Below are 25295 nucleotides of genomic sequence, written 5' to 3'. Positions count from 1 at the left end.
GGGAATCTTTTTCTACAGGCCCGGCAGGCCCGGCTGGTTCGGCCCCGCGAGACCCATGACCTTGAACAGGTTGCCCATGCCGCGGGTGCTGCGGTCGATCAGGCGGTCGGCGCCGGCCTTCACCGCCGCGGCCTGGACCGGGTTCGCCCGGGCCGCCAGCCGCTCGGCCCGCTGGGCGAGGCCCAGGCCTAGGAGGAAATCGGCCTGCGTCACCGGCCCATGCACCGTAGCGCCCGCTCCCGCGGCGGCGCGGGCCAAAGCCGCGAAGTCCACCTGGGCGGTCAGGTCGGTCTCGCCGGGAGCCTCCAGGGGATCGGCGAAGCGATGGCGCGCCACCGCCTGGAGCGTGTCGGCGGTGCCGCCGTAGAGGTCGCCGTAATCGATGGCGAGCAGCGCGCCGCCCTCGCGGACGAGGCGGCCGGCGATCCGGCGGGTGAGATCGAGGGCGACCGCCGGCAGGGTCAGGATCGCACCGGGCGCCCCCTCGGCGGCGATCTCCGGCGTCGGATCGGGGCTCAGGCCGAAGGCGAGGCCGCCGCCGTCCGGGCCGCTTTCGTCGAGCCCCACCCGGCGCTCGCACCAGCCGCGCTCGGTGCGCTGGTACTGGCGCACCGGCAGCGCGTCGAAGAATTCGTTCGCCAGCAGGATCGCCGGGCCGCCCGGCAGCGTGTCGAGGGCATCGTGCCAGGTCGGGGCCGCGTTCGGGAGCGCCCGGCCTTGCGCCGCCCGCAAGGTGGGGCTGGTCTCGACGAGGTGCAGGTCGGCGGCCGCCAGGCAGTCCGGCGCCGCCGCCTTGAGGGCGCGCAACGCATCGGCCATCAGCGTGCCGCGGCCGGGGCCGAGCTCGACCAGGCGAAACGCACCCGGCCGGCCGAGGCCGTACCAGACCTCCGCCGTCCACAGGCCGAGCAGCTCGCCGAAGATCTGGCTGATCTCCGGCGCGGTGGTGAAGTCGCCGGCCGCGCCCAGGGGATCGCGGGTGCGGTAATAGCCGTGGACCGGGTGGCCGAGGCAGAGCGCCATGTAGCGCTCGATGGTGATCGGTCCCTCGACGGCGATCAGGCGGCGCAATTCGCCGAGGAGCGGCGTCGCGCTCACGCGGATGTCGCTTCCGAGGTGTCGGAATCGGCCGCGCCCTCGTCCAGCCGCGGCCGGGGCCGCGTGTCGCCGCGCAGGGCCCGCACGATGAAGATCGCGCCGGCCAGCAGCATCGGCACGCAGAGCAGCATCCCCATGGTGATGCCGCCGTCGAGCGCCCCGACCTGGGTGCCGAACAGGAAGCCGAGCTGCGGATCGGGCTCGCGGAAGAACTCGCAGGTGGTGCGGGCGATGGCGTAGCCGACGACGAACAGGCCGCCGAGCAGGCCGGGCCGGCGGAAGCCGAAGCGCCGCACCGCGATCGCCATCAGGACGAACAGCACCAGCCCCTCGGCGAAGGCCTCGTAGAGCTGGCTCGGATGGCGCGGCAGCGGCCCGCCATTCGGGAACACGATGGCGTAAGCGAAGTCCGGCGCCGGCCGGCCCCACAACTCGCCGTTCACGAAATTGGCGATGCGGCCGAAAAACAGCCCGATCGGCACCACCACCGAGGCGAGGTCGAGCATCGCGTAGGTGTTGAGGCCGCGGCGGCGGGAGAACAGCACCAGGGCCAGCACCGCCCCGAGGAACCCGCCATGGAACGACATGCCGCCGCGCCAGATCGCCAGGATCTCGGCCGGATGCGCCAGATAGGCGGCGAGGTTGTAGAACAGCACGTAGCCGATGCGCCCGCCGAGCACGACGCCGAGCGCCACCCAGACGATCAGGTCGTCGATGTCGAGGGCGGTCGGCCGGCGCACCGCGCCCCACAGCGACGGGGCCGAGACCAGGCGCTTGGCATAATACCAGCCGCCCACGAGGCCCACGATGTAGGCGAGGGCGTACCATTTGATCTGCAACGGCCCGATCGCAACCGCGACGGGGTCGATGGCGGGGAAGGGCAGGGCGAGAAGCGGAGGCATCGGGCGGAGGGGTGGACCTGTGGCGAGGCGGCGTCAAGGCGCCTCTCATGCCGCGACAGCGTGTCGAGCGTGCGGCGCCCGTGTTGCGGGTGTGGGGCTGATTCGGTCTGGTCGGAAACCGAGAGAGGGCTGTTGACCCCTTGGCGGCTGGACAGACCTGTCCAGGAAAAACCGCTTTCAAAATCGAGCGCGGGATCCCCTCTCCCGTGTGGGAGAGGGGTAGGGGTGAGGGTGCTACGGTGCCGCAATAAGACTGGACTGTTCCGCTGCCAGCTCGACGTTCAGTGCTTGACTAACAACCGTAGCACCCTCACCCCGGCCCCTCTCCCACACTGGAGAGGGGAGGCGCGCCATTCCCCCGCCCGCGGAAGAGGGAAATTGCCCTCGCCCCCTCACGCCGCCGGTGCGACCGCGGCCGCCGGGGATTTCACCTCCCGCGGCTGCCCATCGAGAAAGAGCCGGTAGGCGGCGTTGTCGGTCTCGTCGACATGCTCGTAGCCGAGTTCCGCCAGCGCCGTGGCGAACTGCCCGCGCTCGGCCTCCGGCACCTGGATGCCGGCGAGCACCCGGCCGTAATCGGCCCCGTGGTTGCGGTAATGGAACAGCGAGATGTTCCAGGCCACGCCGAGGCTGTCGAGGAACTTCAGGAGTGCCCCCGGCCGCTCCGGGAACTCGAAGCGCAGCAGCCGCTCGTCGGCGAGGCCGGTGACCCGGCCTCCGACCATGTAGCGGACATGGAGCTTCGCCACCTCGTTGTCGGTGAGATCGACGAGGGGATAGCCGAGGCCGCGCAGCTCCGCGATCAGGGCCTCCTTCTCGGGCCGCCCGCCGGCGAGCTGCACGCCGACGAAGATCTGCGCCTCGGCGCCCGGCGCGTAGCGGTAGTTGAACTCGGTGATGGCGCGCCGGCCGAGCGCCCGGATGAAGGCGCGGTAGCTGCCGGCCCGCTCGGGGATCGTGACGGCGAACAGGGCCTCGCGGCGCTCGCCGATCTCGGCCCGCTCGGCGATGTGGCGCAGCCGGTCGAAGTTCAGGTTGGCGCCGCTGTTGATCGCCACCAGGGCGCCCGAGCCCAGGCCGCCCGAGCCCATGCCGCCGCGGGCGGCGTATTCCTTCAGGCCCGCCACCGCCAGCGCGCCGGAGGGCTCGGACATAGCGCGGGTGTCGTCGAACACGTCCTTCACCGCGGCGCAGATCGCGTCGGTGTCGACGGTGATGACCTCGTCGATGTACTCGCGGCAGAGCCGGAAGGTCTCGGCCCCGGCTTGGCGCACCGCGACGCCGTCGGCGAAGAGGCCGACCGTGTCGAGCACCACCCTGTCGTCCGCGGCGATCGCCGCCGCCATGCTGGCGGCATCCGCCGGCTCGACGCCGATCACCTTGGTTTCGGGCCGCATGAACTTGATGAAGGTGGCGACGCCGGCCGCCAGGCCCCCGCCGCCGATCGGCACGAACACCGCCTCGATCGGGTCGCCGTGCTGGCGCAGGATCTCGAGCCCGATCGTGCCCTGGCCGGCGATCACGTCCGGATCGTCGTAGGGGTGGATGAAGGTCAGTCCCTGCTCGGCCTCGAGCCCCTTGGCGTGGGCATAGGCCTCGTCGAAGGCGTCGCCGTGCAGCACCACCTGGCCGCCGCGGGACTTCACCCCCTCGACCTTGATCGCCGGGGTCGTGCGCGGCATCACGATGACCGCCGTGACGCCGAGCCTTTTGGCGGCGAGCGCCACCCCTTGCGCGTGGTTGCCGGCCGAGGCGCAGATCACCCCGCGGGCCAGCGCCTCCGGGGCCAGGCTCGCCATCTTGTTGTAGGCGCCGCGAATCTTGAACGAGAAGACCGGCTGCAGATCCTCGCGCTTGAGCAGCACCCTGGCGCCGAGGCGCTGCGACAGGCGCGGCATCGGATCGAGCGGGCTCTCGATGGCGACGTCGTAGACGCGGGCCCGAGGATCTTCTTGATGTAGTCGTGCACGGCTTTACGTCATGTCCGGAACGGGCGGCGAGAGCCGCCTCGGAGGCGGGTGAATAGCGGTTTTCGTTGCGGGATGCGAGCTTGACAGGTGCAGATCGGCCTCTGAACCTGTTCGAGCGAGCCGACCGCGGTGACACCCTCCGCGTCATCCTGGGGCCGCGAAGCGGAACCCGGGATCCATAACCGCCGACCTTTCAGGATGACGCGGAGAGATGGCAGCGTCCGTGCCGGACCACAGGCCTGACGAATCAGACAGGCTCTCGGCGGACCTCTCCGGCACTCCGAGAGATCCACTTCGCCACCATCGGACCGGTGACGATGACGACGAGGAGCCGCAGGGTCTGCACCGCCAGGACGAAGGACACGTCCGAATGGGTGCCGATCGCGATGATCGCCACCGAATCGAGCCCGCCGGGGCTCGTCGCCAGGTAGGCGGTGAGGAGGTCGATCGGGAGCAGGAAGGTGAGCCCGAAGGCCCAGAGGCCGCAGAGCCCGATCAGCCCGAAGGTCGCCACCAGCACGCCGGGCAGGGCGAACAGCGTCGCCCGCACGGTGGCGGGGGTGAAGCGCAGGCCCACCGTCCAGCCGATTCCCGCATAGGCGAGCGCGAGCAGCCAGGACGGCAGGGCCATGTCGGCGAGCCCGGTCGCGTGGAGCGTGGCGCCGAGAACGAGGGGCCCGATCATCGCACCGGCCGGGATGCGCAGGCGCAAGCCCACCCAGGCACCGATGCCCGCGACCGCGAGCGTGGCGAGGACCGCGAGCGGCGCCGGGTTCATGTCCGCTCCGGGAGCCGCGCCGCTGCCCCCGGCGAGGAAGCGGGCGACCAGCGAGGCGGTGAGGGCCACGCAGGCGACCCGGACATATTGCATGAAGGCGACGAGGCGCGGATCGGCGCCGAATTCCTCCGCCATCGCCACCATGGCGGAGGCGCCGCCGGGCGACGAACCCCAGGCGGCGGTGGTGCCGGGCAGGAGGCGGATACGGGTGAGCACCCAGCCGGTCAGCGCCGCCGCCACGACGGTGACGCCGACGACCGCGAGGATCAGGAACCCGTCCTCCAGGAGCGTCGCGGCGATCGAGGCGTTGACGGCATGGGCCACAAGGCAGCCGATCAGCGCCTGCGCCGCCTGGAAGCCGGCCTTCGGCACCCGGATCGGCGCGCCGCGCACCCCGAAGGCGATGCCGGCCAGCATTGGCCCGAGCAGCAGGGCGGCCGGGAAGCCCGCGAGGTAGAACAGACCCGACAACGCCGCGGAGGCCGCGACGAGGCCCGTCCACAGGAGGGCCGCGCAGGAAGCTGAGCGGCGCGAATCCGGCGGGGCGGGGAGCATGGCGTCCTATGGCGTTGGGGAATCTCGCCCGGTCGCTATACGGAAATCGCCTCCCTGTCGCGACCGGTGCCCGGGTGCCCGAAGGGCAGCGTTGCGTGCGGCGCATGCTGGCGGAAGAAGGCGGCGAGTTCCCCCAACCCTTCCGCCCGCGGGTCGCTGGCGCGCCAGGCGAGCGCGACGGTGCGGCTCGGGCCCTCCGGCCCGAAGCGGCGGCAGATCGTGAGCCCGGTCGGATCGGGCCCGGGCGGGGCGGCGAGCGCCGGCAGCAGGGTGTAGCCCGCGCCGGCCGCCACCATCGAGCGCAGGGTCTCGAGGCTGGTGGCGTGCCGCCCGCTCGCCGGCCCGGCCCCGCAGGCCGCCACCGCCTGGTCGCGCAGGCAATTGCCCTCGTCGAGGAGCAGGAGGTCGGGCCCCGCGAGATCGCCGGGAAGCGGCGCCGGCCCATCCGCGAAGGCGTGCTCGGCGGGACAGGCGAGCAGGAACGGCTCCTCGAAGAGCGGCATCACGGTCAGCCCCGCATCGGGAATCGGCAGGGAGATCAGCGCCGCGTCGATCCGGCCCTCGCGCAAGCCGTCGAGGATCTCCGCCGTGCGCCCCTCGCTCAAGCCGAAGGCAAGGTGCGGGAAGGCCTGGCGCAGGCCGCGCAGCACGCGCGGAAACAGGTAGGGCCCGAGCGTCTGGATCGCCGCCAGGACCAGGCGGCCGTGCAGCGCCGTACCGGCGCCTTCCCGCGCGAGCAGCAGCAGCGCTCTGGCCTCCGCCAGCACGGCGCGGGCCTGGCGCACCACCGCCTGGCCGCTCGGGGTGAGCAGCACCCGGCGGTTCGAGCGCTCGAACAGGACGAGGCCCAGGGCCTCCTCCAGCTTGCGCACCTGGACGCTCAGGGTCGGCTGGCTCACGGCGCAGCGCTCGGCGGCGCGGCCGAAATGGCCCTCCTCCGCGACCGCCACGACGTATTCGAGGTCCCGCAGGGACAGGCCGGCGACGTTCATAGGCTGCGCCTATCAGAAACTTCGCAACGATGCATTTGTTTTCGGGTCACGCAGGCTTCATACGCTGGAGCCAGACCAGTTCCAGGGTGTTGGCCGGCTGTCCGACACCCCATGTGAGCGGTCCCTCGCGCGGGGTCCCGCTTCGCACGGCACCCTTCGCCTGCACGCCAGAGGAGTTTCCATGAGCGACCAACGCCCGATCCTGACGACCCGCCAGGGCCATCCGGTCCGCGACAATCAGAGCATGCGCACGGTCGGCGAGCGTGGCCCGGCGACCCTCGAGAACTACCAGTTCATCGAGAAGATCACCCATTTCGACCGCGAGCGGATCCCCGAGCGCGTGGTGCATGCCCGCGGCGCCGGCGCCCACGGCTATTTCGAGGCCTACGGCACGATCGGCGACGAGCCGGCCTCGAAGTACACCCGCGCCCGCGTCCTCAACGAGACCGGCGTGAAGACGCCGATGTTCGTGCGCTTCTCGACCGTCGCCGGCGCCAAGGAGAGCCCGGAGACCGCCCGCGACCCGCGCGGCTTCGCGGTGAAGTTCAAGACCGTCGACGGCAACTGGGACCTCGTCGGCAACAACCTGAAGGTCTTCTTCATCCGGGACGCGATCAAGTTCCCGGACATGATCCACGCCTTCAAGCCCGACCCGGTGACCAACCGCCAGGAGGCCTGGCGCTTCTTCGACTTCGTGGCGGCTCACCCCGAGTCGATCCACATGGTGACCCACCTGAAGTCGCCCTGGGGCATCCCGGCCAATTATCGTGAGATGGAAGGCTCGGGCGTCAACACCTACAAGCTGGTCAACGACCAGGGCGTGGCCCATCTCTGCAAGTTCCACTGGATCCCGAAGCAGGGCGTGCGCAACCTGACCTCGGCCCAGGCCGCCGAGATCCAGGGCCGCGACGTCGGCCACGCGACCAAGGACCTGTACGACAACATCGCCGCCGGCAACTTCCCCGAGTGGGAATTCGCCGTGCAGATCATGCCGGACGGCCCGAACGATCACCTGTCGTTCGATCCGCTCGACGACACCAAGCTGTGGCCGGTGGACCAGTTCCCGCTGCTGCCCTGCGGCCGCATGGTGCTCGACCGGGTGCCGGACAACTTCTTCGCCGATGTAGAGCAGTCGGCCTTCGGCACCGGCGTGCTGGTCGACGGGATCGACTTCTCGGACGACAAGATGCTCCAGGGGCGCACCCTGTCCTACTCGGACACCCAGCGCTACCGCGTCGGCCCGAACTACCTGCAGCTGCCGATCAACGCGCCGGCTCCGGGCGTGAAGACAGCCACCAACCAGCGAGACGGCCAGATGACGTTCTACGTTGACGGCGTCGGCGAGAACAAGCACATCAACTACGAGCCGAGCACCCTGGCCCAAGGCCTGCGCGAGGCGCCCAAGCCCGCGAAGGAGTACCACCAGCCGGTCGAGGGCAAGCTCGGCCGCTACCAGGCCAGCCGCACCGAGGACGACTACACCCAGGCCGGCGTACGCTACCGCTCCTTCGAGGATTGGGAGCGTGAGGACCTGATCGCCAACTTGGTCGCCGACATGAAGGAGTGCCCCGAGGCGATCCAGCTCCGGATGGTCTGGCACTTCTGGCACGCCGACGAGGATTACGGCCGCCGCGTCGCCGAAGGCGCCGGCATCGACCTCGAGAAGGCCAAGGCCCTGCCGCCGCTGCCGGGCCGCGCCGCCCCGGGCCAGCGCCTGAAGGCCGAGACCTACACCGACGGCACCCAGGCCCATAAGGTCGCGGCCGAGTAAGGCTTGAGATCTCAAAGGCTTGAGTGAATGGCGAACCCCGCCCGGAGCGATCCGGGCGGGGTTTTTTGACGTTGGGGAAGAGTGGCGGTGAAACGGTCGAGGTGCTATCTTCGATTGCGGCACGGTCGCGTGCCCGGATGCTCCGCATGACCGCCGTCGCCTTCGATACGCTGAAGCTCGCCCGCACCCTGCGTGACAAGGCGAAGCTGTCGCCGGATCAGGCGGAAGGTTTCGCCGAGGCGATTTCCGATGCGGTACAGGGCGATCTCGCGACGAAATCGGACCTCAAAGCGTCGGAGGCAGCCCTTCGCGCTGACATCAAGGCCGTCGAGACGGGCCTGCGTGCCGAGATCAAAGAGGTCAAGACGAGCCTGCGTACTGAGATCAAGGAGGTCGAGACAGGCCTGCGCACCGAGATCAAAGAGGTCGAAGCGAACCTGCGCGCCGAGATAAAAGGGGTCGAGACGAGCCTGCGCACCGAATTCGCTGCTCTCCGCGCCGACCACAAGGCCTTCGCCAGCGATCTACAGGGAATGGAGAAAAATCTGCGTTCTGAATTCAAGGCGCAGCTCTCGGAGACTCGGGCCGAACTTGCCAAGTGGATGATCGGTGCGGTCGGCCTGCAGACCGTCGCCATCATTGGAGCCATGGTCACCCTGGTCCGCATCCTCAAGCCCTGAATCGGCGTTGTCCCGGGCCCGACCTGACGAGGAGCTTGCCATGGACGCCCCCGAACCCGGCACCGGCGCCACGATCGGCCGCATGCAGGTGCGCTACCTCGCCCGCAGCGACGCCACCGATGACGCGATCGGCATCTACGCCGTCACCCTGGCCGCCCGCTCGCCTGGAGCAGGGCTGCACCGCCATGCCCGGCTCACCGAGGCGTTCGAGGTGCATGAGGGCGCGCTGACCCTGCGGCTGAACGACCGTGACGTGACCGTGGGGCCGGGCGGGTTCGTCCTGGTCCGCCCCGGCGAGCCGCACGCCTTCGCCAATCGGGGTGACGTTCCCGTGCGCTTCACCCTGACCTTCACCCCGGCGCTCCACCGCGAGGGCTTCTTCGAGGGGCTGGCGGCCCTGGCGGCCGAGGATCGCCTGCGCGACGAGGGCGCGATGCGGGCCCTGATGGCGGCCTACGACCAGGAACCGCTCGCCGGATTCTCGGGCTGGAGCGAGGTCGGCTGACGCGCCATGGTCTCGCCCTGACGAATCGGGAGGGCAGGACATGCAGCGGCGGATCGACGGCGGGTCGAGCTTCGAGCGGGATTACGGCTATTCCCGCGCGGTGGTGCAGAACGGCTTCGTCTTCGTGGCCGGCACCACCGGCTACGATTACACCGCGATGACGATGCCGGAGGAGGCCGCCGCTCAGACCGAGGCGTGCTGGCGCACCATCGCGGGCGTGCTGGACGAGGCGGGCTCGTCGCTGGAACACGTCGTGCGCGCCACCTACTATGTCACGGACCGCAATGACGCCGAGGCGGTGCTGACTGTCTGCGGCCGGGTCCTGCGCGAGATCCGCCCGGCCGCGACCCTGGTGGTGGTGGCGGGGCTGCTGCGGCCGGAGATGAAGGTCGAGATCGAGGTGACGGCGGTGATGGCCGGGACGATCTCGACGATCTAGCGGCGGCTTGGCCTCACTCCTGCGCCGCGCACCGCGCCGCGCCCGACTCGGCCGCGTCGCACCAGTCCTTGCCGGTCCACAGCCGCACCTGCACGGTGGCGACCCCGTTCTCGACCGTGATGCGATTGTAGGCGTTGGGCTCGTTGCCGCGCAGCCGGGTCGAGGTGGCGGAGCCGGCCTGGACCGCGAGCAGGCGCCGACCCGTCGCCTTGGCCTCCGGCCGGTCGATCTCGGCCTTCGGTCCCTCCGGCGTCGGCTCGGCGAAGCGGGCATAGCCGCGGTGGAGATGGCCGGCGAGCGTCAGGCCGACGTCGCGGCTCTGGAAGGCGTCGAGCGCCTCGTCGGCATGCCCGACCAGGCGCGCCTCCTCGTCCCAGGGCGGCGGCATGAAGGGGTGGTGGCCGACGACGATGCGGAACAGCCCCGGGGGGAGGGCATCGAGCTTCGCCTCGGTGCGCCGGATCTGCGCGTGGGTGATCTTGCCCTGCGACCAGTCGGTCTCCGGTGCCCAGGTCCGCACCGTGTTGAGGCAGATCACCGCGATCTCGTCGTCCTGGAAGACCGGCTCGGTCTCCGGCGCGACGTAGCGCTTGTAGCGCCGGAACGGGTGGAAGAAGCGCTGCCAGAGCCGGAACGGCGAGATGTCGTGGTTGCCCGGCACGGCGATCCACGGATGCGGCAGCCGGTCGAGGAAGGCCTTCGCCTCCAGGTATTCCCGGGTGCGGGCGCGCATGGTGAAGTCGCCCGAGATGATGATGAGGTCCGGGCGGTCGCGGTTCAGCTCCGCCACCAGGCCTTCCACGACGGCGGGGTCGGTGCGGCCGAAATGCAGGTCCGAGATATGGGCGATCCGCCTCACCGGGGATCCTCCGCCGGCACGAGGACCCGCAGGGCGGAGGCGCGAAGGCGATAGCGCAGGGGTGGGGCGATCAGCACGACCTCTCCGTCATTCATCACCCGCAGGGTCTTGCGGGCCTCGAGGGTCAGGGCGTCGGTCTCGTGCCGCTCCAGCTCCGGCAGGCGGCGCCACTCGCCGATCGCGAAGCCGAGACCGAGGCGCACGAGCCGCGCCGCCGACAGGGTCTCGACGAGGTAGAGCGTGAGGTGCCCGCCGTCGACGCCCGCCCGCGACAGAACCTCGCCGAATCCTTCCCGATAGTCACCGCAGACGACCGCCAGCGTCCGGAAGCGGATCCGCCGTGTGTGGCCCCCGAGGGTGAGCATGGCCCGCTCGCGGGGGTAGCGCCCGAGATGGCGCAGGAGGCCGGCCGCCATGCGCACGGCATCGGACAATCCCATCCGGCCGCGCCTCGCCTCGCGGTGGCGCGCCAGCCGGGCCGGCAGGCCGAGCACCGAATTGATCAGGAAGACGTGGCCGTTGACCTCGCCGGCATCGATTGCCCGGACGGTGCCGTTCGCCAACACGGCGATGGCCGCATCGAGGTCGAGGGGAAGCCCGAGATCCTTGGCGAGAAGGTTCATGGTGCCGAGCGGCAGGATGCCGAGGGGCACGTCCCGGCCGGTCAGGACTTGCGCCGCGCAGGCCAGCGTCCCGTCGCCGCCGGCCACCGCCACGGCGTCGATGCCGGGCGTGGTCGCCGCGGCCTCCAGCCGCTCGGGCAGGGACGCGTCCGGGCGCGGCTCGGCCACCACGTCCAGGCCCGCCGCCTCCAGGCGCTTGCGAAGGGCCTCCGGTGTCAGGCCGCCATCGACCAGGGAGCCCGCCGCGACATTCGCCACCAGTACGATCCGGCGGGCGGGCGAAGGAGTGTTCTGATTCGTCACGCGGTCGTTCCGGGCGGCGACGGCGCCGCCCGGGGAGGATGCCGGGCTTGCATCTCAGGCAGATGGCAGGGCCGAATTCTCCCGTGCCGACTCCGTTCTCCTCCACGCTTCATCCCATCTGCGACCTCATCCTGAGGTGCTGCCGCTCGCGGCAGCCTCGAAGGAGGGCTCCAGCAGCCTCTGCGGTCTCTGGAGCCCTCCTTCGAGGTCAGTCCATCTTCGATGGACTGACACCTCAGGATGAGGTCGTGAACGGGATGGGGTCGCGCAATCAGGTCGACTCGACTCTCACGCCGGCTGCCCGTCAGGCCGCCTTCTTGGCCGCCTCGCCGTAGAACGTCCCACCCTTCTCGGCCATCGCCACGAGGGTCGCCGGCGGGGCGAAGCGGGCGCCGTGCTTGGCCTCCAGCGTGCGGCACAGCGCGACGAACCGGGCAGCCCCCATGAAGTCGATGTAGGACAGGGCGCCCCCGGTGAACGGCGCGAAGCCGAAGCCGAGGATCGAGCCGACATCGGCCTCGCGCGGATCGGTGACCACGCCCTCGCCGAACGTCCGGGCCGCCTCGAGCGCCTGGGTGACGAGGAGGCGCTGCTTCAGCTCCGTGAAGTCCACGTCGTCGGGATCGACCTTGGTCTCCTGCAGGTCGCGCAAGCCCGGCCACAGCTTCTTCGAGCCCTGCTCGGGATAGTCGTAGAAGCCCTTCCGGTTCTTGCGTCCGAGCCGGCCCTCGCCCTCGACGAGCGCGGTGAGCAGTCGCTCCTGGTGCGGGTTCACCGCCGCCTCGCCGACCTGCGCCTTCGTCGCCTTGACGATCTTGAGGGCGAGGTCGACGCCGACCTCGTCGTTGAGCGAGAGCGGACCCACCGGCATGCCGGCCTGGCGCCCGGCATTCTCGATCATCGCCGCCGGCACGCCCTCGGCCAGCATCAGGTGGCCTTCGAGGATGTAGGCGCCGACGCAGCGGTTGGCGAAGAACCCGCGGGCGTCGTTGACGACGATCGGGGTCTTCCTGATCGCCCGGACGTAGTCGAGGGCGACGGCCAAAGCCCGCTCAGCCGTAGCCTTCCCCATGATGATCTCGACCAGCATCATCTTCTCGACCGGCGAGAAGAAGTGGATGCCGATGAACTGCCCGGGCCGCGAGGAGGCCTTGGCGAGCCCGCTGATCGGCAGGGTCGAGGTGTTGGAGGCGAAGATGGCGTCCGGCCCGATCACCGCCTCGACCTTGGCGATCACCTCGGCCTTGACCTTCGGGTCCTCGAACACCGCCTCGACCACGAGGTCGCAACCGGCGAGCGCACCGTAATCGTCGGTCGCGGTGATGCGGGAGAGGAGCGCGTCGCGGTCGGCGGTCTTGGCGCGGCCCTTCATGATCTGGTCGGAGACCAGCTTGTGGGCGTAGGCCTTGCCCTTCTCGGCGGCTTCCGCCGACTGGTCGACCAGCACGACCTCGAGCCCGGCATGGGCCGAGACGTAGGCGATGCCCGCGCCCATGAAGCCGGCGCCGACGACGCCGACCTTCTTGAGCTCGACCGGCCCGACGCCCTTCGGCCGGCGCGCGCCCTTGTTGAGCTCGCCCATCGACAGGAACAGGGTGCGGATCATCGCCGCCGCTTCCGGCGAGCGCAGGATCTTGGCGAAGTACCGGCTCTCGACCTTGAGCGCCAGGTCCATCGGCAGCTGCAGGCCCTCGTAGACGGCGTGCAGGATCGCCTTCGCGGCCGGGTAGTTGTCGTGGGTCTCGCGGCGATAGATCGCGTTGGCCGGCGGCCAGGTCATCATGCCGGCGGGCGAATAGACCTTGCCCGACGGCGCCTTGAACTTCGGCTGGTCCCAGGGCGCGACGGCCGATCCGCCGGCCTTGATCCACTCACGCGCCTTCGCGACGATCTCAGCCTTGGGCGCCACGGCGTGGACGAGGCCCATGTTGCGGGCCATCAGCGGGCGGATCTGCTCGCCCTTGAACAGCATCTGGAGGGCGTCGCCGGTCTGCATCAGGCGGGCGACGCGCTGGGTGCCGCCGGCGCCCGGAAACAGCCCGACCTTGATCTCCGGCAGGCCGACCCGGGTCTTGTCGTCGTCCGACAGCACCCGGTGGTGGCAGGCCAGCGCCAGCTCGAAGGCGCCGCCGAGGCAGGTGCCGTGCACGGCGGCCGCGAACGGCTTCCCGCAGGTCTCGAGCTTGCGGTAGAGCAGGGTGAGCCGGCGCGATTCCTCGAAGAAGAAGGTCATCGCCTCCTCCTGGCCGCGCTCGCGGGTAAGCCGCGCGTATTCGGCGCCGAGCCCCTGGAGCATGGTCAGGTCGGCGCCGCCCGAAAAGGTGTCTTTTCCCGAGGTGATCACGCAGCCCTTGATGGCGGCATCCGCCACCACGGCGTCGATGATCCGGTTCAACTCGTCCATCACCTCCGGGGTGACGACGTTCATCGAGCGGCCCGGCATGTCCCAGGTGGCGAGCGCCACGCCGTCGGCATCGGTCTCGAAGCGGAAGTTGGTGAGGTTCATGGCGAAGGCCTCGTGAGATCGATTACGGCTTGGCGGGGGCGGGCGTCGGCGTCGGGGCCGGCCCCTGCGGCGTCTGGCCGTTGCCCTGCTGCGACAGGGCCGCCAGCGAGAGCAGGTTCATCATCTTGGTCACCGCGTCCTTGGTGATCGTGGTGACCATCGAGGTCGGGTCGGCGTTGAGCGCCTGGAACTTCTGGTAGACCGGGTCGTCGTAGATCCCGGCCAGCCGCTTCAGTTCAGGCACATCGAACTTCTGGGCGTATTCCTTCGAGAGCTGGTCGACCAGGGTGTCGCGCTCCTCGGCGAAGGTCTTGTCGAGGTCCGGGCGCATCTTGGCGGCCTGCTCGGCGGAGAGCCCCGAGAGGGTCTTTTCCTCGGCCTGCTTGAACGCCTGGGTCAGGTTGCGGGCGACGGTCTTCGTGACGATGTCGCGGGCGAGCGTCAGTCGCTCGTCGTCGGCCCGGGCCGGGCCGGCGAGGATCAAGGCCAGGGCGAGGCCGGCGGCGAGGTGGGGGAGGGGATTGCGCATCGGTCTCACACCCGCTCGATGATGGTGGCGGTGCCCATGCCGGCACCGATGCAGAGGGTCACGAGCGCGGTCTGCTTGCCCGTCCGCTCCAGTTCGTCGAGCACGGTGCCGAGGATCATCGCCCCCGTCGCGCCGAGGGGATGGCCGAGCGCGATGGCGCCGCCATTGACGTTGACCTTGGCCGCATCGACGTCGAAGGCCTGGAGGAAGCGGAGCACCACCGCCGCGAAGGCCTCGTTGACCTCGAACAGGTCGATGTCGCCGATGCCCATCCCGGCGCGCGCGAGCACCTTGCGGGTCACGTCGACCGGGCCGGTCAGCATCAGGGCCGGGTCCGAGCCGATATTGGCGAAGGCCCGGATGCGGGCGCGGGGCTTGAGGCCCGCCTTCGCGCCGGCCTCTTGCGAGCCGATCAGCACCGCGGCGGCGCCGTCGACGATGCCCGACGAGTTGCCGGCATGGTGGACGTGCTCGACCGCCTCGACGTCGGGATGCGCGTCGATCGCCACCGCGTCGAACCCGCCCATCTGGCCCATCTGGACGAAGGAGGGCTTGAGGGCGGCGAGCGACTGCATGTCGGTGCTCGGCCGGCGGTGCTCGTCGTGGTCGAGCAGCGTCAGGCCGTTGACGTCGCGCACCGGCACGACCGATCGCTTGAACCGGCCATCCTCCCAGGAGCGGGCGGCGCGCTTCTGCGATTCGACCGCATAGGCGTCGCATTCGTCGCGGGAGAAGCCGTACTTGGTGGCGATCAGGTCGGCCGAGACGCCCTGCGGCATGAAGTACGACTTGATGGCGATGGCCGGATCGACCGGCCAGGCGCCGCCCGAGGCGCCGATGCCGATGCGGCTCATCGATTCGACGCCGCCGCCGACCGCCATGTCGTGCTGGCCGCTCATCACCTGGGCGGCGGCGAAGTTCACCGCATCGAGGCCGGAGGCGCAGAACCGGTTGATCTGCACGCCCGGCACGTGAATGCCGTAATCGGCCACGAGGGCGGCCGCGCGGGCGATGTCGCCGCCGGCCTCGCCGACCGGGTCGACACAGCCGAGCACCACGTCGTCGACGAGCCCGGTGTCGAGGGAATTGCGGTCCTTGAGGGCGCGGAGCGCCGTTTCGGCGAGGCGGAGCGCCGTCACCTCGTGCAGCGAGCCGTCCGGCTTGCCGCGGCCGCGGGGCGTGCGGACGTGGTCGTAGATATAGGCGTCGGGCATGGGGCGTCTTCCCGGATGTGTCGTGCGGCGGCCCGGGGGAGGGCGCCGGGGAGGCAAGCGATAATCCTTGAGTTGGCTTCCGCGGGACTCGCCCGAGGAAGCCTGAGCGCGCCTCCCCTCTCCCATGTGGGAGAGGGGTCGGGGGTGAGGGTGCCACGGTTCCGCAGAAGGCTCAGACCGTTCCGCTACCAGCACCAGACTCAGCGTTTCACGCGGAAGCGTGTCACCCTCACGCGGGATCTTCGATCCCCAGGCCCCTCTCCCACTCGGGAGAGGGGATCCCGCGCCTTGATCAGGTCCGTGTCGGTCTGGCGGAGGCATGCTCCCCGTCGTCGGCGCGAAGCCTAGAACAGCTCCGCCGGCACCGCCATGACGGCGTCGGACCCGGCCGAGATGCGGATGAGCCGCGTGCCGGTCTCCGGCAGCACGCGCTCGACGTAGAACCGCCCGGTGGCGAGCCGCGCGTCGAGGCGCTCGGCGATGCCCTCGCCGGACTTCTTCTTCTCGGCCGTCGCCTTGGCGATCCGGCCCCACATGTAGCCCATGGCGACCAGCCCCATCAGGTGCATGTAATCGGTCGCGGCGGCACCCGCGTTGTCGGGCTTGGCCATGGCGTTCTGCATCAGCCACATCGTGGCCTGCTGCAGGTGGCCGAGGCTCTTCGTCAGGGGCGCGCAGAACACCTTGAGGGTCTCGTCCTCGGCGTTCTCCTTGCAGAAGCCCTCGACCTCGGCGAGGAAGCGCATCATCGCCCGGCCGCCGTCGCGCGGAAGCTTGCGGCCGACGAGGTCCATCGCCTGGATGCCGTTGGCGCCCTCGTAGATCTGGGCGATGCGGGCGTCGCGCACGAATTGCGACATCCCCCATTCCTCGATGTAGCCGTGGCCGCCGAACATCTGCTGGGCGTCGACCGCGTTGGCGAATCCCCGGTCGGTCAGCACGCCCTTCACCACCGGGGTGAGCAGGCCCATGTGGTCCTCCGCCGCCTGGCGGGCGGCCGGGTCCTCGGAGCGGTGGGCGATGTCGGCCTGGAGCGCGGTCCAGATCACGAGCGCCCGGGCGGCCTCGTTGAAGGCCCGGATGGTCATCAGCGTCCGGCGCACGTCCGGATGGACGATGATCGGGTCGGCGGGCTTGTCGGGCGCCGCGGCGCCGGTGAGCGCCCGGCCCTGGAGCCGGTCGCGGGCGTAAGATACGGCGTTCTGGTAGGCGACCTCGGACTGGCCGAGCCCCTGGATGCCGACGGCCAGCCGCGCCTCGTTCATCATCACGAACATCGCGTTGAGGCCGCGATTGGCCTCGCCGACGAGCCAGCCGGTGGCGCCGTCGTAGTTCATCACGCAGGTGGCGTTGCCGTGGATGCCCATCTTGTGCTCGATGGCGCCGCACGACACCCCGTTGCGGGCGCCGATCGTGCCGTCGGGCCCGACCAGGAACTTCGGCACCACGAAGAGCGAGATGCCCTTGGTCCCGGCCGGCGCGCCCTCGATCCGGGCGATCACCAGGTGGACGATGTTCTCCGACAGGTCGTGCTCGCCGGCCGAGATGAAGATCTTGGTGCCGGTCAGCGCGTAGGAACCGTCGCCGTTCGGGACCGCCTTGGTCTTGAGCAGGCCGAGATCCGTGCCGCAATGCGGCTCGGTCAGGTTCATCGTGCCGGTCCAGGTCCCGTCGACCATCTTCGGCAGGTAGATCCGCTTCTGCTCCTCGGAGCCGTGCACCAAGAGGGCGGCCATCGCGCCCTGGGTGAGGCCCGGATACATGCCGAGCGCCAGGTTGGCGCTGGAGGTGAATTCCTGCATCACGCTGTTGAGGGTGTGGGGCAGGCCCTGGCCGCCATACTCGGCCGGCATCGACAGGCCCATCCAGCCGCCGCCGGCATAGGCGTCGTAGGCGGCCTTGAAGCCCTTCGGGGTCGTCACGCGGCCATCGGGATGGCGGGTGCAGCCCTCCGTGTCGCCGACGCGGTTGAGGGGAGCGAGCACCTCCTCGCAGAGCTTGGCGCCCTCGGCGACCACCGCCTCGACCACGTCGGGCGTCGCATCGGCGAAGCCGGGCAGGTTGCTGTAGCGCGCGAACCCGAACACATCGTTGAGGAGGAACAGCACGTCCTCCACCGGCGCCTTGTAGCTCGGCATGTTTCCCCCGCTCCCACGCTTGGACCGCGGCGGCTCCCGCGGCGAGATAGTTCATATGTAAACTATCTGGGTGCGGAACGGCAAGGGGTCGGCCCGCACACGGTCGGGCGACATCGGCGACACGGTTGACGATTCGACAGGAACGATCCGATCCCAGCGGCGCCCGCCCCCGCAGAGCGCCGCCAGGTCCGTTGCTGACCGGTCAGGCGCTCGCGACGGCCTTGCCGTAGCCGCGCAGGGCCTCGAGCGCCCGCTCGATCTCCGCCTTCTGGTTCTCCAGATGGGCGATCTGCTCGGCGACCTGGGCCGGCGACAGGGCGAGAGTCGCACCGGGGCCGGCCTCGGCGAGCTCGTCGCCATCGACCATCGCGGCGATCTCGCGCAGGGTGAAGCCCAGCTCCTTGCCCCGCAGGATGGTGGCGAGGCGCGAACGGTCGTCCTCGGTGTAGAGGCGGGTCGTGCCGCGGCGCTGCGGATGTAGCAGGCCCTTCGCCTCGTAGAAACGCAACGCCCGCAGCGTCACGCCGAATTCCTCGGCGAGGTCGCCGATGGTAAGAGTTGCCGGAGCGGACGAGCGGCCAGCCGGCCGGCCGGCGCGCGTCGCGGCCCCGCCGGAGCGGATGGACGCCCCCCTGCTGCTCTCGGTCTGCCGATCATAAGCCATGCCGATTCCCCCGTTGAGACACGCGCACTGTCCAAACCAGCGGCGCCGTTCCGCGCCTCTGTGACACAAAGAAGGTCAAATGACCTACCTAAGGGAAAGGTAACGTCAACTTGAGCGTGTGTTACTTACGGTAAAACTTCATATCTCACAATGGTTTATCACGAAAATCACATTACCGTTAGAGGCTCAAAAAAGCGCGGGAACGGCGCAAAATGCCCACTTTGGCCCGCGAATCTCGCGCAAAAGTTGTGAACACAAATCGACCATCGACGGGTTGTGCGCGATCGATTAGGGCATTTTTGAGCCATCCGGGTGCAGGCCGGAACGAACGACAGTTGTACCGTCCCGGGTCCCGTCGCGGGAAAGTTGGTCCCGCATCCGGCCCGAGGCAAGAGTGCCGCTTAACTGCTTGTTTACCGTGCTGACCGAAAGTGCCGACAGGAACCTTTTCAGGCTGCTGCCGCTGACCGGATCTTCAGGAACGGACAGGGCGCGGGGTTCCGACCGGCGATGAGCCGGACGCCTGTCCGTGAGATCCTTCGGCCCCTTGCGCAGAGCCCGCTATGAGACGGACCGCTCCTACTCTCGATGCTTTCGATCCGGAGCTGCGCGACGCCGCCCGCGAGGCGGCTCGCCGCGCCGGGTTGACGGTCGACGAGTGGCTCGCCGAAGCGATCAGCGAGGGATCCGCCCGCGCCGGCGTGCGCCAGCAATCGCGCCGATCCGCAGGCTCCCGGCGCACCCGGCAGGACGTTTTCCCGGCGGCCGACCCCGCCGAGCCCCGTCGCCCCGAACGGAGCTGGCAGCCCGATGCCCCGCGGCCGCCGCGACCGCGCCATGTGCGCCCTCACCAGGCGCCGGAACAGGCATCCCCGATCCAGTCAGCCCCGGTCCAGGCCCCGTCCGCCCAGGCGGCCGCTCTCGCCGGCGCCCCGGCCGACGACCCGCGCCTGATCGAGGCGGTGGCGGCGATCAGCCGGCGCCTCGACGCGATCGACCAGCGCATCGGTGCCGGCCGCGACGCCGCGGACGAGGCCGTCGCCAAGGCGATGCAGGGCTTGGAGGCGCGCCTCGCCGAGTCGGCATCGCGGGACGCGATTGCAAAAGAGACCGCTCCGCAGGACGCTGCCGTGAATGAAGCCGCTCCGCGGCCGGCGGGTCGGCGCGGCCGGCCAGCGCCCAACAGCCTGGCCGCGGCGGTGGCGGAAATCCGCCAGCGCCAGCAGCAGCTCGACGACGGCGCCCCCGACGACGACCAGGAGATCCTGGTCGACGGCCTGCGGCGCGACCTCGCCCGGGTGATGGAGACGACCGAGGCCGCCGCCGACCGGCTCTCCCCGGCCATCGCCGGGCTGCAGGCCGAGACCTCGCGCCTGCGCGACTCTATCGGCACGCTCGCCACCAGCGGCGACCTCGTGACCCTCGAGCACGCGGTCCGCACCCTGGCGGACGAGGTGCAGCGGGCCCGCGAGCCGGCCGACCTCGTCGCGATCGCCGGGCCGATCGACCTGATGCGGGTCCAGGTCGGCCGCCTCGCCGAGGATGTCGCCGCCAACGTGCATGCCCGGGTGGCCCAGGACGTCGAGCGCCTGGCGCAGCAGGTGGACGGGGCGATGGGCGGCGACCGGGCCGGCCTCGCCGACCGCGACGCCATCGCCAAGCTCTTCGGCGAACTCGACGAGATCCGCAGCCGGCTCGCGGCGCTGGCCGAGCCGGCCCGGGTGCACAGCCTGGCCCAGTCGGTCGACGAGCTCACCGAGACCGTGACCCGGCTCGGCAACGGCATGCTCGACAGCCCGGCCCTGATGAACGAGCTGCGGCCGCTCCTGGAGGAGATCCGCGAGGGCGTGCGGGCGCCCGGCGCCGACGCGCCGGCCCTGGCGCAGGGCATCGCCGAGCTCGACCGCAAGCTCGACGACCTGCGCGCCGAGCGGCGCGAGCAGCCGAACGCGACCGGCGCCATCCTCGGCCGCATCGACGCGCTCTCGGCCAAGGTCGACCAGGTCGCAGCGGTGACCACCGTCGGCGACGTGATGGAGCGGCTGGAGCAGATCGGCGACGCCCTGCGCCAGCCGGCGCTGCCCAGCAGCGACCTCGCCTCGATCCACGGCATGCTGCGCGGCCTCGCCGACAAGCTCGACCGGGTCGGGCAGGGAGCGGGCGGCGAGGCCCTGGACGGACTCGAACGCCAGGTCCTGGCGCTGGCCGGCCGCATCGACACCCGCGGCAGCGACCCGGCCCTGGCGGGCCTGGAGCGCACCATGGGCGACCTCCTGGCCCAGGTCGCGCTCCTGCGCGACGAGGCACCGATCCAGGCCGCCGCGGAACGCGCCGCCCGCAGCGTCGCCGATTCGATCGGCGCCGAGCGCAAGGACGCGTCCGTCTCCGACGGCCTCGGCGGGCTGCAGGCGGTCCTGGCCGACATGCGGGCGCAGCAGACCGCCTCCGACAAGCGCCTCCAGGCCACCATGGAGGGGGTGCATTCCGCCCTCGAGCAGCTGGTCTCCCGGCTGACCCATCTCGACGGCGCTCCCCGGAGCGAGCCGGCCCCGGCGGCCGTCGCGCCCCCCGGACCGCCCGCAACCTGCGGGACTCCCTGCGCGAGACCACGGCCCCGGCGCCCGAGGCGCGCCCGGCCCGGCGGCCGGACGCGCCCCGGGCCGGTGCGCCGAGCCCGGCCGACGAGATGATCGAGCCCGGCGGCCTGCGTCCGCGCCAGCCGCAGGGCGAGCCGGTTCCCGCCCCGGACCTGCCGGCCGGCGACATCAAGGCGAGCTTCATCGCGGCGGCCCGCCGCGCCGCCCAGGCCGCGGCCTCCGAGGCCGCCGGGGCCGGCCAGGCGCAAGCCCCCCTCGAGCGGACCGGCGAGGCCAAGGGCAGCCTGGTCGAGCGGCTCCGGGCCGCGATCGAGCGCCGCCGCCGGCCGCTGCTGCTGGGCATCGCGGCGATCGTGCTGGCGCTCGGGACGCTGCAGGCGCTCCAGCATTCCGGGTCGCGGGTCGCGGCGCCGACGATCTCCCGGGAGGCCACGGCGCCGGTCGATCCGGCGACGACCCAGGCCACCGGTGCGCTCGCCCTGCCCAAGGACACGTTGCCCAAGGACACGCTCGCCAAGGATACCCTCGCCAAGGGCACGCCCCCGGTCGCGGCGCCCGCGGAGTCGGAATCCAAGGTCGCGGACGCGAAGGGGTCCGACACCAAGGCGCCCGACACGAAGGCCGCGGACGTCAAGCCCGCTCCCGCCAAGCCCGAGGCCGCGCCCCAGAAGGGGGCCGAGGCCGAAACGGCGAAGCCCACGCTCGCTGCCAAGTCGGCGCTGCCGCGGGTGACCGACATGGCCTCCCTGAGCCACGACCTCGCCGGCATTCCCGCCGGGGCCGGTTCCCTGCGCCAGGCGGCGCTCGACGGCGACGGTGCGGCGATCTACGAGCTCGCCAGCCGTTCCGTCGACGGCCGCGGCCTGCCGCGCGACACCGCGCTGGCCGCCAAGCTGTTCGACCGACTGGCCGGCGCCGGCTACGCTCCGGCGCAGTACCGGCTCGGCAGCCAGTACGAGAAGGGGCTCGGCCTGGTCCGCGACCAGGAGAAGGCCCGGCTCTGGTACGGCCGCGCGGCGATGCAGGGTCATGTCCGGGCGATGCACAACCTCGCGGTGATGCTGGCCGAATCCGGTTCCGCCGGCGGCAAGCCCGACTACACCTCCGCGGCGACCTGGTTCCGCAAGGCCGCCGAGTACGGGGTGCGCGACAGCCAGTACAACCTCGCGGTGCTCCAGGCCCGCGGCCTCGGCGTCACCCAGGACCTGTCCCAGGCCTATGGCTGGTTCGCGGCCGCTGCCGCGCAGGGCGACGACGATGCCGGCCGCAAGCGCGACGAGGTGGCCGGCAAGCTGGCGCCGAAGGACCTGGCGGCGGCCCGCAGCGCCGCCGAGGCCTGGAAGGCGCGGACCCCGGATCCGGTCGTCAACGATCCGCCGGCCGCCCGCGTCGAGACCGCGGCGAATCCGGGTGCGATGTCGCTGATCGGCGCGCCGCCGCCCCTCGCCGTCGGCCGCGGCACCGGCAAGGTGTGATTTGCTGCAAGGGGCGCGGATCGGAAACGGTCCGCGCCCCTGTCCGCATCGCGGTTTCCCTCCGCGGCGAAACATGGTCTAGACCGGGGCTCCCGCCGCACGGACCGTCCCGTCGTTGCAGATCTACCTTCCCGTCGCCGAGATGCCGGTCAGCGTCCTGGTCCTCCTCGGGCTCGGCGCGGCGGTCGGCTTCGTGTCGGGCCTGTTCGGCATCGGCGGCGGGTTCCTGATGACGCCGATCCTGATCGTGATGGGGATCCCCCCGGCGATCGCCGTCGCGACCCAGACCGCGCCCATCGTCGCCTCCTCGACCACCAGCGTCCTGGCGGCGTTGCGGCGCAATGCCCTCGACCTCCGGCTCGGCCTCGTCCTGGTGCTGGGCGGCTTCGTCGGCACCAGCCTCGGCGTCTGGTTCTTCGCCGCCATGCGGCGGGCCGGCCAGCTCGATCTCGTGATCACGGTCGCCTACGTCACCCTGTTCACGGTGGTGGGCGGGCTGATGCTCGCCGAGAGCGTGCGCAGCGCCTGGGCGCGGCACCGCGGCCGGCCCCGGCCGGCGCGGCTCGGCGGCGACCACGCCGCCTACATGGCCTGGCCGCTGCGGATGCGGTTTCCCCGCTCGCGGCTCTATGCCAGCGTGATCCCGATCCTGGGCCTCGCCCTGTTCGTGGGCTTTGCCGGCGCGGTGCTGGGCATCGGCGGCGGCTTCATCCTGGTCCCGGCGCTCCTCTACCTGATGCGGGTGCCGACGGGCGTGGTGGTCGGCACCTCGCAGTTCCAGATCCTGTGCACCAGCTTCGTCGCCCTGGTGCTGCACGCGGTGCAGAACCAGGCGGTCGACATCGTGCTGGCGGTGATCCTGATCGCCGGCGGGGTGTTCGGGGCGCAGTTCGGGGCCCGGGCCGGGCGCAACCTGCGCTCGGAATATTTTCGGTTTCTCCTCGCCATCCTGGTCCTGGCGGTCGGCCTGCGCTTCGCGGTCGAGCTGGTCTTGCGGCCGGCGGAGCCGTTCTCGATCGTGGTCCAGGAGGCGCGCTGATGCGCGCCGTCGTTGCTCTCATCGTCAAAGGCGCGGGTTTCCCCTCTCCCCGCGGGCGGGGAGAGGACTTCATCGATCTTGTCGTCGATGAAGTGAGCGGAGGCGCAGCCGGAGCGAGGGTGAGGGGGTGTTGGCGAGTGAGGCTCCTCCGGCGACACCCCCTCACCCTCGCGGCGAACCTGTGGTTCGCTGCTCCCTTCACCCCCGACAAAGGGGGTGAAGGCCTCTCCCCGCCCGCGGGGAGAGGGGAAAACCGGCCCCATTATCGCCAGCGGACAGCTTGGTGGGCGGGACTGATGGTTTTCGCCCTGCTCGCCATCGGCCCGGCGCGAGCCGAATCCCTGGTGGTCAGCCTGTCGTTCAACCGGCTCGCCGTCACCTCGTCCTACACGGGCGCTTCCGTTGCGGTGTTCGGCGCCGTCGAGCGCGACGGGCAGGCGGGGCGCGCTCCGGCGCCTACGACGTGGTGGTGACGATCCGGGGGCCCCGGCAGGCGCTGACGGTGCGCGAGAAGGAGGCCCTGGGACCGGTCTTCGTCAATCGGGCGCAGCAGAAATTCGCCGAGGTGCCGAGCTTCCTGGCGGTTCTGTCCTCGCGCCCCCTGGCGCAGATCGCCGACGAGGCGACGCGCCGGCGTCTGCGGCTCGGCCTCGCGGCGATCGTCGCCGCCCCCGACCTGACCCTGGCGGCGCCGGCCCCGGACGACCCCTTCCGCGAGGCGCTGCTGCGCCTGCGCCGGCGCGAGCGCCTGTTCACCGAGAGCGAGGCGGGGGTGCGGTTCCTGGCGCCGACGGTCTTCCGCACCACCGCGCCGCTGCCGGCCACCGCGCCGGTCGGTCCTTACGACGTCGAGGTGGTGCTGCTCGCCGGCGGCGTGCCGCTCGCCCGGCACGAGGCGCGGTTCGATCTCGTCAAGTCGGGCGTCGAGCAGGGTCTCGCGACCCTCGCCCGCGATTGGTCGCTGGCCTACGGGCTTGCCGTCGGCGCCCTGGCGCTCATCTCCGGCTGGCTCGCCAGCGTGATCTTCCGGAGAGACTGATGAACCGCACCGCCCCGCCCGCCGCCCTGGTCCTCGGGGAGCGGGCCTGATCCCGTTCGTCGGCCTGAGCGCCCTGGTGATCCTCGGCCAGTCGCTGTTCGGGTTCGCGCCGCGCCCGCTGCTCGCGGCCTACGGCGCCGTGATCGCCTCGTTCCTCGGCGGCCTGCGCTGGGGCGCGGCGGCGGCCTCGCCGGAAGGGAAGGGCGCCGACTACGCCGTGTCGGTCGTGCCCTCGCTCGTCGCCTGGGCGGCCCTGTTCGCCCCGGCGCCGTGGGACCTGCGGGTGCTCGGCGCGCTCGTCCTCGCCTGGGGTTTCGTCGACCAGGATCTGCCGCGGCGCGGGCTGGTCCCGGCGTGGCTCGGACGCTTGCGGCTGGTGCTGTCGGGCGTGGCGGGGTGTGCGTTGCTGGCGGCGGGGGTTTTCGGAGCACCATAAGCGTCCGGCCGCAGTCTGGCGCCAATCGAACAGACCCACTTCAATGCCACCCTCCGCGTCATCCCGGGGCCGCGCAGCGGAACCCGGGATCCATAACCGCTGACGGTTCAGTACGAGGCGATGGTTGTCCCGCTTCATTCTGTACTGTCAGCGGTTATGGATCCCGGGTTCCGCTGCGCGGCC

The 25295-nt window shown here is 71.0% G+C and carries 21 protein-coding genes and 1 pseudogene; 10 read left to right on the top strand and 12 right to left on the bottom strand.

The genetic code is table 11. The features are described from left to right. Positions 1-12 precede the first annotated feature (12 nt). The 5 genes and pseudogenes from F1D61_RS14755 to F1D61_RS14735 form a co-directional block, all read right to left on the bottom strand. The gene (locus F1D61_RS14755) at positions 13-1104 is read right to left on the bottom strand and encodes a class I SAM-dependent methyltransferase (protein WP_246775969.1); all 1092 of its coding nucleotides are present in this window, start codon (positions 1102-1104) and stop codon (positions 13-15) included. After that, positions 1095-2000 (bottom strand): prolipoprotein diacylglyceryl transferase, encoded by a 906-nt coding sequence (gene lgt, locus F1D61_RS14750; RefSeq protein WP_203158652.1) that lies wholly within the window; start codon positions 1998-2000, stop codon positions 1095-1097. Before lgt ends, F1D61_RS14755 begins: the two co-directional genes overlap by 10 nt. A gap of 392 nt (positions 2001-2392) precedes the next feature. After that, positions 2393-3969 (bottom strand): annotated as a pseudogene (gene ilvA / locus F1D61_RS14745) (threonine ammonia-lyase, biosynthetic). A gap of 248 nt (positions 3970-4217) precedes the next feature. Then, entirely contained in the window at positions 4218-5303 is a 1086-nt protein-coding gene (locus tag F1D61_RS14740; protein WP_203158651.1) for an AbrB family transcriptional regulator, read from the bottom strand. Between the two features lie 35 nt (positions 5304-5338). Beyond that, entirely contained in the window at positions 5339-6295 is a 957-nt protein-coding gene (locus tag F1D61_RS14735; protein ID WP_203158650.1) for a LysR substrate-binding domain-containing protein, read from the bottom strand. A gap of 181 nt (positions 6296-6476) precedes the next feature. On the opposite strand from F1D61_RS14735, the gene F1D61_RS14730 reads away from it, so the two are divergent. The 4 genes from F1D61_RS14730 (at position 6477) to F1D61_RS14715 (ending at position 9690) form a co-directional block, all read left to right on the top strand. Then, a complete protein-coding gene (locus F1D61_RS14730; protein ID WP_203158649.1) occupies positions 6477-8066 on the top strand; it encodes a catalase in 1590 nt (529 codons plus the stop codon). A gap of 146 nt (positions 8067-8212) precedes the next feature. Beyond that, entirely contained in the window at positions 8213-8746 is a 534-nt protein-coding gene (locus F1D61_RS14725; RefSeq protein WP_203158648.1) for a DUF1640 domain-containing protein, read from the top strand. Between the two features lie 40 nt (positions 8747-8786). Then, a complete protein-coding gene (locus tag F1D61_RS14720) occupies positions 8787-9251 on the top strand; it encodes a cupin domain-containing protein (RefSeq protein WP_203158647.1) in 465 nt (154 codons plus the stop codon). Positions 9252-9291: 40 nt separating this feature from the next. After that, on the top strand, positions 9292-9690 hold the full coding sequence (locus F1D61_RS14715) for a RidA family protein (protein ID WP_203158646.1): 399 nt from the start codon (positions 9292-9294) through the stop codon (positions 9688-9690). 13 nt (positions 9691-9703) lie between these two features. On the opposite strand, the gene F1D61_RS14710 is transcribed toward F1D61_RS14715, so the two are convergent. From F1D61_RS14710 to F1D61_RS14680, 7 genes are all read right to left on the bottom strand, one after another. Further along, positions 9704-10549: a metallophosphoesterase family protein gene (locus F1D61_RS14710; protein WP_203158645.1), complete on the bottom strand. Its 846-nt coding sequence runs from the start codon at positions 10547-10549 to the stop codon at positions 9704-9706. Then, positions 10546-11475: a diacylglycerol/lipid kinase family protein gene (locus F1D61_RS14705; protein WP_203158644.1), complete on the bottom strand. Its 930-nt coding sequence runs from the start codon at positions 11473-11475 to the stop codon at positions 10546-10548. Before F1D61_RS14705 ends, F1D61_RS14710 begins: the two co-directional genes overlap by 4 nt. Before the next feature lie 304 nt (positions 11476-11779). Next, entirely contained in the window at positions 11780-13981 is a 2202-nt protein-coding gene (locus F1D61_RS14700) for a 3-hydroxyacyl-CoA dehydrogenase NAD-binding domain-containing protein (RefSeq protein WP_203158643.1), read from the bottom strand. 22 nt (positions 13982-14003) lie between these two features. Further along, positions 14004-14510 carry a hypothetical protein gene (locus F1D61_RS14695; protein WP_246775891.1) on the bottom strand — a complete coding sequence of 169 codons (507 nt, stop codon included), beginning with the start codon at positions 14508-14510 and terminating at the stop codon, positions 14004-14006. Positions 14511-14515: 5 nt separating this feature from the next. Next, complete coding sequence (locus F1D61_RS14690) at positions 14516-15724, bottom strand: acetyl-CoA C-acetyltransferase (protein WP_203158642.1); 1209 nt, start codon at positions 15722-15724, stop codon at positions 14516-14518. A 344-nt stretch (positions 15725-16068) separates the two neighbouring features. Continuing rightward, entirely contained in the window at positions 16069-17862 is a 1794-nt protein-coding gene (locus F1D61_RS14685) for an acyl-CoA dehydrogenase C-terminal domain-containing protein (protein WP_203158641.1), read from the bottom strand. A 202-nt stretch (positions 17863-18064) separates the two neighbouring features. Continuing rightward, positions 18065-18526, bottom strand: a complete 462-nt coding sequence (locus F1D61_RS14680; RefSeq protein ID WP_203158640.1) for a MerR family transcriptional regulator — start codon at positions 18524-18526, stop codon at positions 18065-18067. Between the two features lie 563 nt (positions 18527-19089). Between F1D61_RS14680 and F1D61_RS34230 the strand changes: the two genes are divergently transcribed. The 6 genes from F1D61_RS34230 to F1D61_RS14660 all read left to right on the top strand — a co-directional run bounded on the left by F1D61_RS34230 (position 19090) and on the right by F1D61_RS14660 (position 25112). After that, the gene (locus F1D61_RS34230; protein WP_246775890.1) at positions 19090-21216 is read left to right on the top strand and encodes a hypothetical protein; all 2127 of its coding nucleotides are present in this window, start codon (positions 19090-19092) and stop codon (positions 21214-21216) included. Then, positions 21213-22598 (top strand): tetratricopeptide repeat protein, encoded by a 1386-nt coding sequence (locus F1D61_RS34225; protein WP_246775889.1) that lies wholly within the window; start codon positions 21213-21215, stop codon positions 22596-22598. The genes F1D61_RS34230 and F1D61_RS34225 overlap by 4 nt, the downstream gene beginning before the upstream one ends. 115 nt (positions 22599-22713) lie before the next feature. Further along, positions 22714-23637 (top strand): sulfite exporter TauE/SafE family protein, encoded by a 924-nt coding sequence (locus F1D61_RS14670; protein ID WP_203158639.1) that lies wholly within the window; start codon positions 22714-22716, stop codon positions 23635-23637. Between the two features lie 296 nt (positions 23638-23933). After that, positions 23934-24110 (top strand): TIGR02186 family protein, encoded by a 177-nt coding sequence (locus tag F1D61_RS34220; protein WP_246775888.1) that lies wholly within the window; start codon positions 23934-23936, stop codon positions 24108-24110. After that, positions 24107-24676, top strand: coding sequence for a TIGR02186 family protein (locus F1D61_RS14665; protein ID WP_246775887.1), 570 nt, complete (start codon positions 24107-24109; stop codon positions 24674-24676). Before F1D61_RS34220 ends, F1D61_RS14665 begins: the two co-directional genes overlap by 4 nt. A gap of 76 nt (positions 24677-24752) precedes the next feature. Beyond that, on the top strand, positions 24753-25112 hold the full coding sequence (locus F1D61_RS14660; protein ID WP_246775886.1) for a DUF3429 domain-containing protein: 360 nt from the start codon (positions 24753-24755) through the stop codon (positions 25110-25112). Positions 25113-25295: the final 183 nt, after the last annotated feature.

Source organism: Methylobacterium aquaticum (assembly GCF_016804325.1).
Lineage (GTDB): Bacteria > Pseudomonadota > Alphaproteobacteria > Rhizobiales > Beijerinckiaceae > Methylobacterium > Methylobacterium aquaticum_C.
The sequence above is the reverse complement of the archived record's forward strand: the minus strand, read 5'-3'. Positions and strand labels throughout refer to the sequence as shown.

Excerpts from the sequence above, each read along its gene's own strand:
- F1D61_RS34230 (WP_246775890.1), top strand. The coding sequence starts at position 19,090 with ATGAGACGGACCGCTCCTACTCTCGATGCTTTCGATCCGGAGCTGCGC.
- F1D61_RS14690 (WP_203158642.1), bottom strand. The coding sequence starts at position 15,724 with ATGCCCGACGCCTATATCTACGACCACGTCCGCACGCCCCGCGGCCGC.
- F1D61_RS14685 (WP_203158641.1), bottom strand. The coding sequence starts at position 17,862 with ATGCCGAGCTACAAGGCGCCGGTGGAGGACGTGCTGTTCCTCCTCAAC.
- lgt (WP_203158652.1), bottom strand. The coding sequence starts at position 2,000 with ATGCCTCCGCTTCTCGCCCTGCCCTTCCCCGCCATCGACCCCGTCGCG.
- F1D61_RS14680 (WP_203158640.1), bottom strand. The coding sequence starts at position 18,526 with ATGGCTTATGATCGGCAGACCGAGAGCAGCAGGGGGGCGTCCATCCGC.
- F1D61_RS14700 (WP_203158643.1), bottom strand. The coding sequence starts at position 13,981 with ATGAACCTCACCAACTTCCGCTTCGAGACCGATGCCGACGGCGTGGCG.
- F1D61_RS14720 (WP_203158647.1), top strand. The coding sequence starts at position 8,787 with ATGGACGCCCCCGAACCCGGCACCGGCGCCACGATCGGCCGCATGCAG.
- F1D61_RS14695 (WP_246775891.1), bottom strand. The coding sequence starts at position 14,510 with ATGCGCAATCCCCTCCCCCACCTCGCCGCCGGCCTCGCCCTGGCCTTG.
- F1D61_RS14715 (WP_203158646.1), top strand. The coding sequence starts at position 9,292 with ATGCAGCGGCGGATCGACGGCGGGTCGAGCTTCGAGCGGGATTACGGC.
- F1D61_RS14740 (WP_203158651.1), bottom strand. The coding sequence starts at position 5,303 with ATGCTCCCCGCCCCGCCGGATTCGCGCCGCTCAGCTTCCTGCGCGGCC.
- F1D61_RS14730 (WP_203158649.1), top strand. The coding sequence starts at position 6,477 with ATGAGCGACCAACGCCCGATCCTGACGACCCGCCAGGGCCATCCGGTC.
- F1D61_RS14735 (WP_203158650.1), bottom strand. The coding sequence starts at position 6,295 with ATGAACGTCGCCGGCCTGTCCCTGCGGGACCTCGAATACGTCGTGGCG.
- F1D61_RS14725 (WP_203158648.1), top strand. The coding sequence starts at position 8,213 with ATGACCGCCGTCGCCTTCGATACGCTGAAGCTCGCCCGCACCCTGCGT.
- F1D61_RS34220 (WP_246775888.1), top strand. The coding sequence starts at position 23,934 with ATGGTTTTCGCCCTGCTCGCCATCGGCCCGGCGCGAGCCGAATCCCTG.
- F1D61_RS34225 (WP_246775889.1), top strand. The coding sequence starts at position 21,213 with ATGATCGAGCCCGGCGGCCTGCGTCCGCGCCAGCCGCAGGGCGAGCCG.